This window comes from Rhodococcus pyridinivorans, from assembly GCF_900105195.1.
Taxonomy (GTDB): domain Bacteria; phylum Actinomycetota; class Actinomycetes; order Mycobacteriales; family Mycobacteriaceae; genus Rhodococcus; species Rhodococcus pyridinivorans.
Genome location: NZ_FNRX01000002.1, coordinates 3,908,537 through 3,924,363 on the forward strand (window position 1 = coordinate 3,908,537; position 15,827 = coordinate 3,924,363).

11 protein-coding genes and 1 pseudogene are annotated in these 15,827 nt (G+C 66.1%); 8 read left to right on the forward strand and 4 right to left on the reverse strand.

The genetic code is table 11. The features are described 5' to 3' along the window. Positions 1 to 52: 52 nt before the first annotated feature. On the reverse strand, positions 53 to 1,855 hold the full coding sequence (locus tag BLV31_RS18515; protein ID WP_064061964.1) for a TerD family protein: 1,803 nt from the start codon (positions 1,853 to 1,855) through the stop codon (positions 53 to 55). A 166-nt stretch (positions 1,856 to 2,021) separates the two neighbouring features. Between BLV31_RS18515 and BLV31_RS18520 the strand changes: the two genes are divergently transcribed. The 5 genes from BLV31_RS18520 to BLV31_RS18540 are packed head-to-tail and all read left to right on the forward strand — an operon-like array spanning position 2,022 to position 10,840. Next, a complete protein-coding gene (locus BLV31_RS18520; RefSeq protein ID WP_064061965.1) occupies positions 2,022 to 3,500 on the forward strand; it encodes a DUF3375 domain-containing protein in 1,479 nt (492 codons plus the stop codon). Further along, positions 3,497 to 4,096, forward strand: coding sequence for a DUF4194 domain-containing protein (locus tag BLV31_RS18525; RefSeq protein ID WP_033097366.1), 600 nt, complete (start codon positions 3,497 to 3,499; stop codon positions 4,094 to 4,096). The genes BLV31_RS18520 and BLV31_RS18525 overlap by 4 nt, the downstream gene beginning before the upstream one ends. Beyond that, positions 4,093 to 7,401 (forward strand): ATP-binding protein, encoded by a 3,309-nt coding sequence (locus BLV31_RS18530; RefSeq protein WP_064060090.1) that lies wholly within the window; start codon positions 4,093 to 4,095, stop codon positions 7,399 to 7,401. The genes BLV31_RS18525 and BLV31_RS18530 overlap by 4 nt, the downstream gene beginning before the upstream one ends. A gap of 11 nt (positions 7,402 to 7,412) precedes the next feature. After that, positions 7,413 to 8,606, forward strand: a complete 1,194-nt coding sequence (locus BLV31_RS18535) for a DUF3322 domain-containing protein (protein WP_248846168.1) — start codon at positions 7,413 to 7,415, stop codon at positions 8,604 to 8,606. Further along, complete coding sequence (locus BLV31_RS18540) at positions 8,603 to 10,840, forward strand: glycoside hydrolase family 3 C-terminal domain-containing protein (RefSeq protein WP_064060092.1); 2,238 nt, start codon at positions 8,603 to 8,605, stop codon at positions 10,838 to 10,840. Before BLV31_RS18535 ends, BLV31_RS18540 begins: the two co-directional genes overlap by 4 nt. Positions 10,841 to 10,852: 12 nt before the next feature. Here the strand turns inward: BLV31_RS18540 and BLV31_RS18545 are convergent, their stop codons facing one another. From BLV31_RS18545 to BLV31_RS18555, 3 genes and pseudogenes are all read right to left on the reverse strand, one after another. Next, entirely contained in the window at positions 10,853 to 11,899 is a 1,047-nt protein-coding gene (locus BLV31_RS18545; RefSeq protein WP_064060093.1) for a zinc-dependent alcohol dehydrogenase family protein, read from the reverse strand. Between the two features lie 108 nt (positions 11,900 to 12,007). After that, a complete protein-coding gene (locus BLV31_RS18550; RefSeq protein WP_064060094.1) occupies positions 12,008 to 12,310 on the reverse strand; it encodes a DUF5994 family protein in 303 nt (100 codons plus the stop codon). Between the two features lie 161 nt (positions 12,311 to 12,471). Beyond that, positions 12,472 to 13,130, reverse strand: a pseudogene (locus BLV31_RS18555) (phosphatidylinositol mannoside acyltransferase); the annotation flags it as partial. Between the two features lie 127 nt (positions 13,131 to 13,257). On the opposite strand from BLV31_RS18555, the gene BLV31_RS18560 reads away from it, so the two are divergent. The 3 genes from BLV31_RS18560 (at position 13,258) to BLV31_RS18570 (ending at position 15,772) form a co-directional block, all read left to right on the forward strand. After that, positions 13,258 to 14,547 carry an ISL3 family transposase gene (locus BLV31_RS18560; RefSeq protein ID WP_081263349.1) on the forward strand — a complete coding sequence of 430 codons (1,290 nt, stop codon included), beginning with the start codon at positions 13,258 to 13,260 and terminating at the stop codon, positions 14,545 to 14,547. Positions 14,548 to 14,721: 174 nt separating this feature from the next. Continuing rightward, positions 14,722 to 15,279 (forward strand): DUF5994 family protein, encoded by a 558-nt coding sequence (locus BLV31_RS18565; RefSeq protein WP_064060095.1) that lies wholly within the window; start codon positions 14,722 to 14,724, stop codon positions 15,277 to 15,279. 31 nt (positions 15,280 to 15,310) lie between these two features. Further along, positions 15,311 to 15,772 (forward strand): DUF5994 family protein, encoded by a 462-nt coding sequence (locus tag BLV31_RS18570; protein ID WP_064060096.1) that lies wholly within the window; start codon positions 15,311 to 15,313, stop codon positions 15,770 to 15,772. The last annotated feature ends 55 nt before the right edge of the window (positions 15,773 to 15,827 follow it).

Below are 15,827 nucleotides of genomic sequence, written 5' to 3' on the forward strand. Positions count from 1 at the left end.
TTTCGCGCTCTGCAGTGCTCAGTCGATCCCCACCCGCGCGACGAAGCAGAGATCAGTCGTCGACTTCCACCCCGTACCGGCGTGCGAGGGCTGCGAGGTCGTCGTCGTATCCTTGCCCCACCGCGCGCAGCCGCCACTTGTCGGCTCGGCGGTAGATCTCGGTGAGCACCATGGTGCGTTCGGTGGTGCCGGCGTCGAGCACGAACGTCGCGGCGGTACCGCTGTCGCTGTCGACTCCGACCGACACTGCGCCGAGTTCGCCGAAGGTGCGGTTGCCGTCGATGGCCGCTGCGATGGCGATGCGTTCGCATTCGGCGGGAAGTTCCGCGAGGTCGACGCGGATGCAGTGCTCACTCGAACCGTCGATGGTCAGTTCGATGACGCCGTCGTCGTAGAGCGGGTTGTTGTAGAAGACGAAGTCGTCGTCGGTGTCGACCTTCTCGTCGGCGCCGAGCAGGAAGGCCACAATGTCGAGATCGAATTCGTCGCCGACGGCTTCGGCTTTCCAGGCGACGTTCACGGCCCAGCGGTGACTGTCGGACGGCAGGTCGGTCACCTCACCGCGGGACAGCACCGGCGCCGTGAGCCGCGACTCCGCCCGCATGTGCGGGGGCACCACTCCGTTCTCCACTGCGGCATCGACGTCGTCGGGTCGCCGGACGGGCAGCTCGCGCGCCGCGACCCGCGCCATCCGCTTGTCGGCCTCTCCCCCTTCGAGGACCAGCACGTCGGTGACGGCGGCCGTGAAGTTGAGGGCCGGGCGGGCACCGAGCTGGGTGAGACGCGAGCGCATCATGACGGCCTGCAGGTGCGTGCCGCCGAGCAGCAGTACCTTACGTCCGGTCCACAGCTTGGGCTTCTCCCCGGTCGGCGGCCGGACCGGGGGCACCACCGCGACCTGCGGTTCCGGTGGCGGGATGATGTCGACGACGGTCGCAACCTTCGATTCGCCCGGACTCACCCGCGTCAACAGCTCCCCGAGCTGCTGTTCGCTGATCACGGGAATGCCTTCGGCCATCGCCTTGCGGACCTTGGCGGTCTGCACGGTCGGGTCGTTGCACACCACGACGCTGGTCTGTTTGCTCGCGTTGTTCATCACGTCGAGTCCGGCGTCGGTCAGCCGGTTCGCGAGTGCGACCCGCGGAGTGACGGTGGAGCCGCTGATCACGACCTTCATGCCTTGGACGAGCCCATCGTTGCCGAGGCGACCCGGGTTCTTCCACTGGCACGCGACCCGCGGAACGGATGCGGGATACACCGATTTGCGGCTGCGGCAGTTGACGACGGGCAGCGGCAGTTGCAGGTTGTCGGCCATGGCGGCGCTGCGCAGGAAGATCTCCGACAGGACGCGCGCGTCGTCGTAGGCGTCGTGCTCCTGCAGCTGGTGGACCTGCCAGTGCTGCGCAAGGGTCGCCAATCGGAAGTTGGGGACGTCGAGTTCGAGCCGGCGCGATAACGCGAGCGTGCACAGACGGTGCTCCGCCGGCAGCGACGCGCCGGCCCGACGGAACTCGGCGTCGAGGAATCCGTAGTCGAACGACGCGTTGTGGGCGACGATCGTGGCGCCGTCGAGAATCCCGGCCAGTTCACCGGCGATGTCCTCGAAGCGCGGCGACCCGGTGAGGCGCTCCCGCGTGAGGTTGTGGATGTGCACCGGTCCCGGGTCGCAGCCGGGGTCGACGAGGGTCGAGAACTCCTGCTCGACAGAGCCGTCCTCGCGCAACACGAGGGCGGCCACGCTCAGGACCCTGTGGGCGTTGGACCGCACACCCGAGGTTTCGACGTCGACCACCACCCATCGATGGTCGCGGGGCAACGTCACGGCGCCCTCCGCGGGTGCGTGCACTTCGATCACGTCATCCTCCGATCGCTTTCATCCCCCGACGAAAACCGACACGGTCGGACATTGTGGCCCTTGTTACCGACACTGTCGTCACCGCCCCGACATCGAGCCGATCCCGTAGGAGACGGTTGTCGTAGGCGTGTGCCACCATGGGCGCGATCGAAGCGAGAGGGAAGCTGTGTCGACTGCCGACCTGTACCGCCTGACGCGGCTGCGCGATCAGCACGCCGCGTGGACGCTGCTGCGCGCCGACCACGCCCCCGCAATCCTCGGGATGCTGGGACGACACTTCGATCGGGGAACCCGGCGACTTCCCGCCCCCGAACTGTTCGCCCGCCTCGACGCAGACCTGCAGGACCTCCGCGACCAGGGATTCGACCTTCCACGCACCGCCCAGGCCTACTGCGCAGATTGGGTGCGCGCCGGATTTCTGCTCCGACGTGCCGATACGGGCTCGCGCGAAGAGACGCTGGAGCCGACCGAGTCCGCATTCGTCGCACTGAATTTCGTTGCGCAACTGACGACCGACACCAGTTCGATCACGGAATCACGACTGACAACCCTGTCGAGCCAGTTGCAGGCGCTGGCTCGCGATTCGGACCCACGGAGCGAAACCCGTCTGGCAACGCTGCGGGCCGAGCGCGACGCACTCGACCGGCAGATCGCAGCGGTGGAATCCGGCGACTTCCCTGTCCTCGATGGCCCACGGGCCGCGGAACGCGTGTCGGAGATCCTCGCGCTTGCCGGCGAGATCCCCGGGGATTTCGCACGAGTACGGGCCGAACTCGAAGGGCTCAATCGCGAGTTGCGCGCACGGATCCTCGACGACGAAGGCGACCGCGGCGACACTCTGGGCGAGGTCTTCCGAGGTGTCGACCTCATCGGCAGTTCCGATGCAGGACGCAGCTTCACCGGGTTCTACGACATGATCATCGATCCTGAACGGTCTGCACAGCTCGACGACTGGATCGAGGCGGTACTGACTCGTCCGTTCGCCCGAAGCCTGTCTCCCGAGCAACGTCATCGGTTCCGATCCTTGCTCACCGAGATGGAGGACGCAGGTGGCGAAGTGCATGCGACGATGACGTCGCTGTCACGCTCACTGCGGCATTTCGTGCAGTCCCGCCATTACGAGGAACATCGCCGATTGCAACGTCTGTTGCGCTCGGCGCAACAGCACGCTCTGCAGGTGGCACCCCACCGCAAGCCTTATGAACCGCTCGACCTCGACCTGGTGCGGATCGGCATGAGTATCGAATCGGTCGCGGCATTACAGTTGCACAATCCCGCAGACGATCTGGTGTCCGAACCGGTGGTGTCGCAGACGCCAGGTGAGGTCGACCTCGACGATCTGCGGCGCATCGTCCGCGAATCGGAAATCGACATGGACGAGCTGGTCGGTAGCATAGCGGCCACACTGCGCGTGCGCGGTAGCGCGACGATCGGCGAGGTCCTGCGCGAACATCCCGCAACCCAAGGGTTGGCAAGCGCCATCGGGCTTCTGGTTCTCGCCGTCGAGCACGGACACCGCGTGGAGGGCGATGAGGAGATTTGCTGGAGCTCCCCATCCGGCGTCGAACGGGTGGCCACGGTACGCCGGCATCTGTTCGATCCCACCGATCCTGCCTTCACCACCTTGGAACAGGACAGCCTATGACCGACACCACGACCGGGCTGTATCCCGGCGACACCGGCGAACTCGAACTCGACACCCGGCGCGCATTGGTCCAGCTCCTCAAGGGTCCGCTCATTACCGCCGGCAAGCATCCCGAGGTGTGGCGGACGGTGATCCGCGACGAGCGCGTGCTGCGTTCTCGGTTGGCCGATGTGTTTCTCGATCTCGTCGTCGACGAGGACGAACAGCTCGCATTCACCCGTCCCGCCGAAACCGGCGATCACAAGGCCCCCGCAGTGTTGCGCACCGAGCGATTGACATTCATGGACACCGTGATGCTGTTGTCGCTGCGGCAGCTGCTCCTCCGCGCACAACCCGGTGATCGGGTCATCGTCGATTTCGACGAAATGGCCGGGCAGCTCGAGATGTACCGTGCGGCCACGAGTACCGACCCGGCCGGTTTCCGGCGCAGGGTCAACGCTTCGTGGGAGAAGTTGAAGAAGTACAGCCTTCTCGCGTCGACGTCGACGGAGGGTCGGATGGAAGTCTCTCCGGTGTTGCGGCAGTTGTTCGATGCCGATCAGGTTGCTGCTGTGGAAGCGGAGTTCCGGCACATCGTCGCGGAGAGTCAGCCGTGACGGCCACCCCTCCCCACCCGTCCCAGTTCCGGCTTGCCCGCGTGCAGGTGGTGAATTGGGGAACCTTACACGGTCACCACGACATTCCGATTGCGCGCAAGGGTTTCCTGATCACCGGCGCGTCGGGATCCGGAAAATCCACTCTCATCGATGCGATCTCCACGGTGCTCATGCCGGGCGGCAGTGTCCGATTCAACGCGGCCGCGCAGGAATCCGCGGCCGGTTCCGGGCGCAACTTCGTCAGTTACATCCGCGGTGCGTGGCGGCGCGAAGCCGATGTCGATACCGACTCCCTGACCGCTTCCTATCTACGTACGGGCGCCACCTGGAGTGCCGTCGCGCTCACCTACCGCACCGGCGACGGTGCCGCGCCCGTGACGCTCGTCAAGCTCATGCACCTGCGGCGTGGAGCCAACGCGAACAACGATGTCTCTCACCTGCATCTGATCTTCGATTTTGATTTCGACCTGATCGATCTCGAGCCGTTCGCCGGCCGCGGTATCGACACCCGGGGCATCCGAAAGCGTTGGCCCGGGGCTACTGTCAATCCCAGTTACACGGCGTTCGCTCGCGCCTTCCGCGCGAAGCTGGGCATTTCGTCGGAGGCGGCCCAACGGTTGTTGCACCGAACACTGTCGGCCAAGAGTCTGAACAGTCTCGATCAGTTGCTGCGCGACTACATGCTCGACGAACCCGACACCTTCGCGATGGCCGATCGCGCGACGTCCCAGTTCCGCGACCTGCGCGAGGCGCACCGTGTCGTCGTCGACGCGCGTCGGCAAGTCGAGGCACTCGATCCCCTTGTCGGTCTCGCGGAGGTTCGCCGCCGAGGCCTCCAGCAACAACGCGAACTACAGCAAGAGAACGACCACCTCGACGCCGTGCATGCCCGGATGACGGTGGATCTGCTGCGAGAGAAGCTCGACGAGGCCTACGCACAGATCGGACTGTTGCAGACTGCCGTCGACAAGACCTCGGTCGAAGCCGAGCGCGCGGCCGAGCGCACCCTCGATCTGCGGGTGCGGCTCGAAACCGCTGACGGTGGACGGTTGTCCACTCTCAGGCTGCAACGCGACGCGGCGGAAGCCGACCTGACTCGGACCGTACAGTCACGGAGCAGGTTCGACACCGCCGTCGGATCGTGGGAAGCAGAGGCACCGACCACCGCTGAGGAGTTCGCGCATCTGCGAGCCCAGCTCGAAACGGAGTTGCGTGAGCTCGACGCGACAGTCGGTACACGCAGAAACGATGTGTACGAGGTGGTGCGAGCACTCGGCACACTGCGTTCCGAACACCGACAACTCATCGCCGACCGAGAGCTGCTCGCCCGGCGACGCTCCAATCTCGATCCCGCTCTACTGCGGATACGCGAACTGGTCTGCACCGCAGCTGGTCTCAGCGAAGACATGTTGCACTTCGCGGGCGAACTCCTCGAAGTGCGCTCCGAGCATGCCGAGTGGACCGGCCCCATCGAGCGCGTACTCGGCGGGCTTGCTCGCACGATGCTCGTACCCGACGAATATTATTCACGCGTTGCAGCAGTGGTCGACGCGCAGCATCTCGGCACCCGGTTGGTGTACCGCCGGGTGCGTACTCGTTCCGGCCGACCTGCCACCCCGGCGAGCGGTGACGAATCGCTGGTTCGAAAACTGGACGTGCGGCCGGGACCGCTGGCAGCGTGGCTGCAGCACCACCTCGCCGAGCGTTTCGACTATGCGTGCGTGGCGACCGTCGACGACCTGAGAGGTGTGCCGCGCGGCGTGACCCGGGCCGGTCAGGTCAAGCACGGCGGCGAGCGGCACGAGAAGGACGACAGGTACCGCGTCGACGACCGCAGCCGATGGGTGCTCGGGTTCGACAACGAAACCAAGCTCTCCGATCTGCGTCGCCGCATCGGCGAGGTCGAATCCGAGATCGCCCGCCTGCAACGTCGGCAGGAGTTGCTCGAGCACGCAGAGTGCACGGTACAGCAGCGTCGACACGCGGCGGAGATCATCCTCGACACGACCTGGGCCGACATCGACGTCGAAGCGGCCGAGGCAGCGGTTGGCGCGATCGAGCATCGACTCGAGGGATGGTTGCAGGGCAATGCCGAGTACGCCTCGCTCACGCTCGATCTTGCCCGTGCGGAAACCGAGGAGAAGGAGGCCCGCGCAGCGTATACCGCAGCCGGATCCGGTCTCGAACGCCACCGTGGCGATGTGGAGCACACTCGGCAGCGGCTTGCAGAAGTGGAAGCACACGCCGATTCGGCGGTTCCCGACGGGATCGACAAGCGCATCCGCGCACGCTTCGATGCTGCCGCACGTCGACCGACGAGCGAGAACATCGACCGGTTACTGCATACCGTCGGACGAACCATCACGGACGAGCACCGTGCGGCGCTCACGAGAACCACGGACGCCGAGCGGCGCATCACCGCGATCCTCACCGCCTATCTCGCCGAATGGGAGTCACGACGCGCCGAGATGCGCTCCGACGCAGAGTACGTAGACGATGCTCTCGCGGTGCTCACTCGACTGCGCAACGACGGATTACCCGCATACGAGGACGAGTTCTTCCGGCTACTCAACGACCAATCGAGCCGCAACATCGGAGAGCTGGCCCGCGCGATCCGCAGGGCACCGGGCGAGATCCGTTCCCGTATCGAGCCGGTGAACGAATCGCTCCGGCGTTCTCCGTTCGACACCGACCGGACTCTGCGGATCGATGTGAAGGATCGGCGTTCGCCTGCCGCGGCCGATTTCCTCGCGGAACTGCAGCGCATTGTCAGCGGCTCGTTCAAGGAAGAGGACCGGGTCGCCGCCGAGCAACGGTTCGAACAGATGGAGCGGATCCTCGAACGCCTCGACTCGGGCGAACCCGCCGACCGGCGCTGGCGGCAGTTGGTACTGGACACCCGCCTGCACGTCGGCTTCATCGGAGTCGAGGTCGACGGGGAGGGCGTGGACGTCAATTTCCACGACTCCAGCTCCGGCCTGTCGGGTGGGCAGGCCCAGAAACTGGTGTTCTTCTGTCTCGCCGCCGCCCTGCGCTATCAGCTGGCGGCATCGGGGGAAGAGTTGCCGCGCTACGGCACGGTGATCCTCGACGAGGCATTCGACCGTGCAGATCCTGCGTACACGCGGCGAGCACTCGACGTGTTCACCCGATTCGGTTTCCATATGGTGCTCGCGACGCCGCTGAAGTTGCTGCAAACCCTCGACGATTACATTGATGGGGTGGCCGCGGTGAGCATCAGGGACAAGAAGTACTCGCAGCTGGCCTTGTTGCCGATCCGCAGCGCGGAGGAGCCCCGCGAGTGAGTACAGTGTGCGTGCCGCCGTCAGCCGTAAGTACCAGGGCAGAGACGGCCTACCGGAATCGTCGCAGCAAGTGGGTGGCCGATCCAATTGCAGCCGAATCCGATTCACTGTCGATTTCGTTGCACCCACCCTCGGAACGGCAGGTCGCGGAGGATCCCGACGCCGTGGTCGCATGGGTGCGCGCCTGGCAGATGCACCGCGGAATCGGTCGCGTGCACTGGGAGACGCGGCGCTGGCCGAGCTTCGGCACGCAGGATGTGCCGGTGCGGGTCGTGTTTGCAGGTCCCGGTGAGATTGCCACCGCGGCAGGCCGGATGTCCGAATGGCACAGGCTCACCGCCCGGCGGGTGCAGTTGGTGGAGATTCTGGCACCCGGTACCCCCGCGCTTGCCGACGCGATCGGCTCGACGCTTTCACGGTGGCTCGAACTCGGCGAAGCCGACTTCGTGCGCCTTGTCGGCGTGGTCCGGTGGCTGGCCGACCATCCGGCTTCGGACGTTTTCATTCGGCAGCTTCCGGTGCCCGGTGTGGATACCAAGTGGATTTCGCGGCATCGCGGACTGGTCGAGGTACTTCTCGAAGGCGCTGTGGGGAATCGTGACCTCGGTGTGCGTTCGGTGCCTCGATTGTGCGAAATTGCGGTTTGTGACCGCACCTTGCTACCCACGGCACCGCGACATTGTGCAGCGCCGCTGGACGAGCTCGCCGAGTTGCCGCTCCACCCGGAGCGCATACTGGTCCTCGAGAACAAAGAGGGCCTCCATGCGCTGCCTGATCTGCCGGGCACCGTGGCCGTACACGGCAGTGGTTACGCAGTGCACGAACTGGCCGCACTATCCTGGCTCGCCGACTCGGATGTCGTTTACTGGGGTGATCTCGACACGCACGGCTTCGTGATTCTCGACCGTTTCCGCGCTTACCTGCCTGACGTGCGCAGTTTCCTCATGGACCTCCACACCCTGGAAGCGTGGAGTGCTCTCGCGGTAGAGGAACCGTCCCCCAGCTCGCACGTGCCGATGCGACTGACGCCCGCGGAAAATGAGGTCTTCACGCGGTTGCGCGTGGAACGACTCCGCCTCGAGCAGGAGCGGATTCCGTGGCCGCACGTGATGGAGGAACTTGCCCGCGCCTTCACCGGCGCGATCGGACATGATCGAGACTCGACCAGGATGGATCCGACCGCGCTTGGAGAAGGAGTCTCATGACCGAACCGGCCCTCCGCCCACCCCTCGAGATCGTGGCGCGACTGACCGTCGAGGAGAGGGCGTCGCTCACCAGCGGCCTCGACTTCTGGCACACCGAACCGGTTGCGCGCGAGAACATCCCCTCGATCATGCTCACCGACGGGCCGCACGGTGTGCGGAAGCAGACCGCCGAGGGCGACCATCTCGGTCTGCACTCGTCCGTGCCCGCGACCTGCTTCCCGCCTGCCGTCGCCCTGGGATGTTCTTTCGACCCGGAGTTGCTCGAGCGCGTCGGCGCGGCGTTGGGCGCGGAGGCCCGTGCACTGCAGGTCGGTGTCCTGCTCGGGCCCGGTATCAACATCAAGCGCTCCCCGCTGTGCGGGCGGAACTTCGAGTACCTGTCTGAGGACCCGCTGCTCTCCGGTGTTCTGGGCGCCGCGCTCGTGCGCGGCCTGCAGTCGCAGGGTGTCGGCGCGTCGCTCAAGCATTTCGCGGCAAACAACCAGGAGACCGACCGCATGCGGGTCTCCGCCGACATCGACCCGCGTCCACTGCGGGAGATCTATCTGCGTGCCTTCGAGCGGGTCGTGCGCGACGCGCAGCCGTGGACGGTGATGTGCTCGTACAACCGGATCAACGGGGTGTACTCGTCCCGTAACCCGTGGCTGCTCACCGACGTCCTGCGCGGCGAGTGGGGTTTCGAGGGTCTGGTGGTGAGCGACTGGGGTGCTGTCGACGACCGCGTCGCGTCCCTCGCGGCAGGTCTGGATCTCGAGATGCCGTCCACAGGAGGTCGTACGGACGCCGAGATCGTCGCGGCGGTACGGGCGGGCACGGTCGACGAATCGGTCCTCGACACGGCAGCCGCGCGGGTGATCGAACTGGTGCAGAAGGCCGTCGCTGCGTCCGATCCCGGCGCGACCTTCGACGCCGATGCCCATCACGCCCTCGCACGCGAGGTGGCCGCGCAGAGCATCGTGCTGCTCCGCAACGAGAACGACATGCTCCCCCTCGCCACCGACGCGAACATTGCGGTGATCGGCGAACTGGCCCGCACGCCGCGCTACCAGGGCGCTGGATCGTCCCGGATCGAACCGACGCGCCTCGACAACGCGCTCGACGAGATCCGGTCGCTGTCCGGCCGGGACGTTCCCTTCGCCGCCGGTTACGCGCTCGACGGATCGGACTCGGCCGAACTCGTCGATGAGGCAGTGAAGCGTGCCGCAGACGCCGATATCGCGGTCGTGTTCCTCGGTGTACCCGCCGAACTCGAATCCGAAGGTTTCGACCGCGACGACCTTGAACTCCCGCAGCGTCAAACCGCGCTGCTCGATGCTGTGCTGACGGCGAACCCGAACGTCGTCGTCGTGTTGTCGAACGGCGGTGTCGTGCGGCTCAGCGGCTTCGCCGACCGTGTTCCTGCGATCGTGGAAGGGTGGCTGCTCGGGCAGGCCGGTGGGGGCGCCGTCGCCGACGTGCTCTACGGGCACGCGAATCCGAGCGGCCGCCTCGCGGAGACCGTCCCGATCCGGCTCGAGGACACCCCGGCGCACACGAACTTCCCGGGCGAACACGGCCACGTGCGGTACGGAGAAGGATTGTTCGTCGGATACCGCTCGTACGACGCGCGTCGCCTCGACGTGTCCTTCCCCTTCGGTCACGGCTTGTCGTACACGACGTTCGAATACTCCGATGCCGCTGTGGAATCCGACGGCGATCTCACGGTGCACGTCACCGTCACCAACACGGGTGGGCGTGCGGGCGCCGAGGTCGTGCAGGTGTACGCCGGTGCACCCGGTTCGTCCGTTGCTCGGGCGCCGCGAGAGTTGAAGGGCTTCACCAAGGTCCGTCTGGATTCCGGCGAATCGCAACGTGTGGCCGTGAGTATCCGACGCGACGACCTCGCCTACTGGGACACCCGCGTCGATTCCTGGGTGGTCGAAGGTGGCACGTACAGCATCGACATCGGTGCGTCGAGCCGCGACATCCGGCAGACGTTCACCGTCGACATGACGGGCGACGCGGTGCGAATTCCGCTGACGATGGAGTCGTCTCTCGGAGAACTGTTCCAGAACCCCGCGGCCGCCGAGATCGTCCTGCAGGCGTTCGGTTCGCTCGGCGGCGAGGTCGGGGTCGACGAGAGTGTTCTGAAGATGGCAGCGTCGATGCCGCTCGGTCGCCTCGCCGGATTCGCTCCAGGGGTCGAGTCGGAACAGATCCAGCAACTTCTCGATGTGGTCAACCAGCAGGAGTGAAGGCAGAGCCGGTCACGAACCGGCGGTGAGGAGCACCTTCAACGCACCGGTTTCGCCGGCGCGAGAGAACACGTCGTAGGCCTGTTCGAACTCGTCGAGCGCGAACCGGTGCGTGATCATCGGCGACGTGTCGAGCTGACCAGTGCTCACGAGACCGATCAGTGTGGGCGTCGAGTAGGTGTCGACCAGGCCGGTGGTGATCGTCAGGTTCTTGATCCAGATGTCCTCGAGGTGCAGGGTCGCAGGTTTGCCGTGCACGCCGATGTTCGCGACGTGTCCGCACGGCCGAGCGAGCGCGACCGCCTGTTCGAACGTCTCCGGATAGCCGACGGCCTCCATCGTGACGTCTGCGCCGAGACCTCCAGTGAGATCGCGAACGACCGTCGCGACGTCGTCGCGACCGCTGTTGACCACGATGTTCGCCCCGAATGCCTTCGCCGCGTCGAGCCGGCTGTCGGCGAGGTCGACGGCGACGATGCGGCTCGGACTGAACAGTCGTGCGGCGAGGATCGCAGCGAGCCCGATGGGGCCGGCTCCGATGATGACGACGACGTCCGCCGGCCGGAGACGGCCGTTGAGGACGCCGACCTCGTAGGAGGTGGGCAGAATGTCGGCGAGCATGAGCATCTGCTCGTCGCTCACGCCGTCGGGAATGCGGTGGGTCGAATTGTCGGCGTACGGAACTCGGACCAGTTCGGCCTGGGTGCCGTCGATCAGGTGCCCGAGGATCCAGCCGCCGCCTCCGAGGCACTGCCCGTACCGGCTCTCGCGACAGAAGCGGCACGTACCGCACGCGGTGATACACGAGACGAGCACTCGGTCGCCGGGAGCGAGTGTCTGCACTCCGTCCCCCACCTCGACCACGGTGCCGACGGCCTCGTGGCCGAGGATCCGGCCGTCGGTCACCTCGGGCACATCCCCTCCGAGGATGTGCAGGTCGGTGCCGCAGATGGTGACCGCGTCGACCCGCACCACCGCGTCGGTACTGTCCTGGATGGTTGCGGCGGGAACGTCCTCCCACGATCGTTTTCCCGGTCCGTGAAATACCAGTGCCTTCACAGTCAGGCCTTTCGCCGACGGTTTCGGTCCTATTTCAGGGTGCCACGAGCGATACAGGGATCGGAACCTTTCGGGGCAACGAGCATCTCCGGCCGTTGCCTTCGGAGGCTACGATTCGATCGAGCCGATCGGGCGAACGGCCTGCAGCACCATCACACTGCCGTTGACTCCGTAGACATACACGGTGTCGGACAACTCGAACGGGTACGGGTCGAGGCGGACGCGGCGCTCGCCCACGATCAACGGCGAGTCGGTAGGAGACCAGGCACTCGGGTCGTAGACGACGCGGGATATCGGGCCTGTCCGTAGCTGCAGTGCGGTGATCAGATCGGGAAGTTCGGTGGCAAGGTTGTTCGTTCGCGGCCACCAGGTGGCGTCGATGTAATCCTTCGGGTCCGTACGTAGATGCACTCGCGGGGTCGGGGTAGGCGTGCGCGGCGGTAGGGATGGCGTGGACCGAGGTGCTGGCGTCATGGGACGCTCCCGTCGTGGCCTCCGGGAAGACCGGCTCGTCGACTCCGGCATGGCGCAACTGGGTGGTTTGCGCATGATGCCGTCGGATACAGCCGAGCCTACGCCTCCGTGTACGCGACCGGAGTGCAGCAGAATCGACTCGATCCGGATCGCGCATCGCCGTGGACACGCCGATCGGCGGTCCATACCGGTTGCAGCATGCGTCTGTCGGCCGGATGGGCGGCGAACCGGTCGGCCAGGGCCTGGGTCGTGGCCTGCACACCGCCGACGGTCGCAATCGGCGCGTCGACGTGGAACCCCCACCCGTCGGTGGTGAACCAGCAGCGCATGGGGAGCAGAGGCGCACCGGTGTCGATCGCAAGCCGAGCCGGACCGGGCGGCATGCACACCGGTTCACCGAAGAAGGAAACCGGCACGTCGGTTCCGGACAGATCACGCTCACCGAGCAGCCCGACTATCCGTCCCTGTCGAACCCGGGCGGTCAGCTGTTCCAACGGTGGCGCAGTGTGCCACCGGTGAGCGGAACGATCTCGAATCCCAGGCCTTCACGAAACCGGACGAAGCGCCGGAACAGTGATTCCGGTTGTAACCGCTCGGCCACGACGGTCGGTGTGCCGGCCCTCTGGACAATCCACACTCCCGCCAGGTCCCAGTTACCGCTGTGCAGCAACGCCAGCACCATGCCGCGTCCACGAGCGGCCGCTTCGTGGATGTGGTCGAGTCCGGTGGCTGCAGAGTCGATGGTCTCGGCAAGCTGCACGGATCCATCGACGGCAACCGTAATGGGCTCTTCGCGCTTGAGCGGGGTGCCCGGTAGTTGATGGGGCTCGTGGCCCCGACATGCTGTTGGTCTCTCACAACGCGACAACAGCGAGGCCACGAGCATGAACGAGGGTACGTCAGTGCTGCTCGGGCTGGAGGACGAGTTCACCGTCCTGCAGCTCGAACGAATCGATGCCGACACGGTGCGTGTCGTCATCGAGGTCATCGACCCGGAGGGCGCCTGCCCCGAGTGCGGGGTGCTCACCTCAAGGATCAAGGAGCGGCCACTGGTTCGAGTCAAGGACTTGCCTGCCTCCGGCCAAAGAACCGATCTGTGGTGGCTCAAACGGCGCTTGGTGTGCCGCGAACCGGACTGTGGGACAGCGACATTCACGCAGCAGTCCCGCGCTGTGCCGGCACGGTCGCGGCTCACGACCCGGCTACGAGAGAAGATCGGTTCGGCGATCGCGTCGGCAACCGCGCCGTCAGCGACGGTCGCTAGCGAGTACCAGGTGGCGTGGTCGACCGCGCACCGGGCGCTCATCGCACTGGCCAACCAGTGGCTGCCCGAGCCGGAACCCACCCGCGTGCTCGGCATCGACGAGACCCGCGCCCGGTCGGTGCGCTGGGTGCTCGAAGAGGCCGGCTGGACACGGTCGAACCCGTGGATGACCTCGTTCGTCAACGCCGACCCCACCCTGCCCGGGCACCTTCTCGGGCTGACCCCGGGACGCTCCGGGGCGTGCGTGATCGACTGGCTCGCGCTGCAGACACCCGCGTTCCGGGCCGGCATCGACCTGGTCGTGATCGACCCGTCCGCGCCGTACGCGGGCGGGATCCGCACCGCCCTGCCGGACGCGCGGATCGCAGTCGACAAGTGGCATCTCGTCGCCCTCGCCAACCTCATGGTCACCCAGGTCCGTCAACGGATCACCCGGCAACTGCACGGCCGCCGCGGCACCGCCACCGACAAAGTCTGGGCCAGCCGGCAACTGCTGCTCACCGGCTACGAGCACCTCACCGTGAAGCAAAAGGCCCGGTTCAACGCCGCCCTCGCCGCCGAGGATCCGACCAACGAGATCGCCGCCGCGCATGCCGTCAAGGAACGCCTGCGCCTGCTGCTGGCCGAACACCAGCCGCACCAGATCCGGCGCAGGCTGTACGACTTCTACGACGCCGCCGCCCGCGCCGACATGGAGGAAACCAGCCGCCTGGCGACCACGATCGACACCTGGTGGCCAGCGGTGCTCGTCGCGCTCACCGAGGACGTGACCAACGCCCGCACCGAGGGCTTCAACCGGATCATCAAGCAAACCAAGCGTGTCGGATGCGGCTTCACCAACATGGACAACTACCGAAGGCGCATCATGGTCCACATCGCCCTCACCCGAGGGCAGAGACCAGCAGCATGAAATCAGCACACGCCCCGCTCAAATGCGGAGAGCCCCGTAATGTTCGAGCATGCACCGACCGCTCGCGATCGCGACGCGGGTAGGCTGGGAGATGTCGGTGAGCACGAGACCATCCGCTCTCGTCGTCACCGTCCAATGAGCAGGCCGCTGAGCGGCCTAGTCAGGAGCGTCGCCATGACGCTGCACCACGACCGACTCCGTTCGGATCGACCCATTTCTTCGCACTCTCACCACGCATCCACGCCTCCGGCGCGGTTGTCGCTGACACCCGGGCACCCGACCATGGGTCCCGTGGACGGGGCTTGGTGGCCGCACTCGGACGACCTGTCCGCCGAACTCGACGGACTCGAAACGCTGCTGGCGGGCCGAGCCGGCGTACTCGCCCGTCTCACCTACTGCATGACTGCGTGGCAGCCCATCGAAGGGCGCAGACGCGTCAAGGACTATCCCGTCCGTCTCGACGGGTATCACTACCAGTCCGTCGGCACACTCGGTGTCCGCAGCCTGGACGGAACTCGTCGCATTCTGGTGGTCGTACCGCCGGAGACCGACCCCGTATCCGCTCGGGCGCTGCTCTATCGAGCGTCGGAACGGTCGAACATGCTCACTGCGGAGGAGTTGTTGACCGCCGCGAGCCGAGCCGTCTCCGGCACCTCCGAAGCACTGCAGAGTTGGGACAGCGAGGGAGGTCACGCCTCACCCACCGAAGCGGACATCGGATGCCTCTACTGACCTCGATCCGTTTCCCGCACCGGAGTGTGACATGACAGAAAGCCCACGACACCCGTTCACCGGCCGCGGCCTGGGACGTTTCCAGGCCGCCGCCGACGGCGGACAGCCCTTCGACGTCCCGACTCGCACGGTGCGTCTGCTTCTCCGCGACCCCGATGAGCACTCCCCCGGCGTCGACGGTGCATGGTGGCCGCGAGGCGACAATCTCACCGCCGAGTTGCACGATCTGGTGTCCGCACTGACCCCACGCCTGGGACGAACCGAGCGGATCGCGTTCGACTGGAATGCGCTCAGCGTGTCCCAGCGAGGCATCGATGCTCCGGACGGAATCGACATCGTCGGCCCCGCTCCGGATCAACCTTCCGGCCTGATGTACGTCTACGGCAGCGGCGAACTCCGTCTCCGCCTGCTCATCATCGCGCCCACGCTCGACGCCGACCGCGCGTACGAGGACATGCAGAAGGCCGTGGCACCGGATCTCGGAAAGATCTGATCGCTCTCCGCATTCGAAAATCGACCGCCCTCCTTCGAGAGGGTGAAAATTCGTC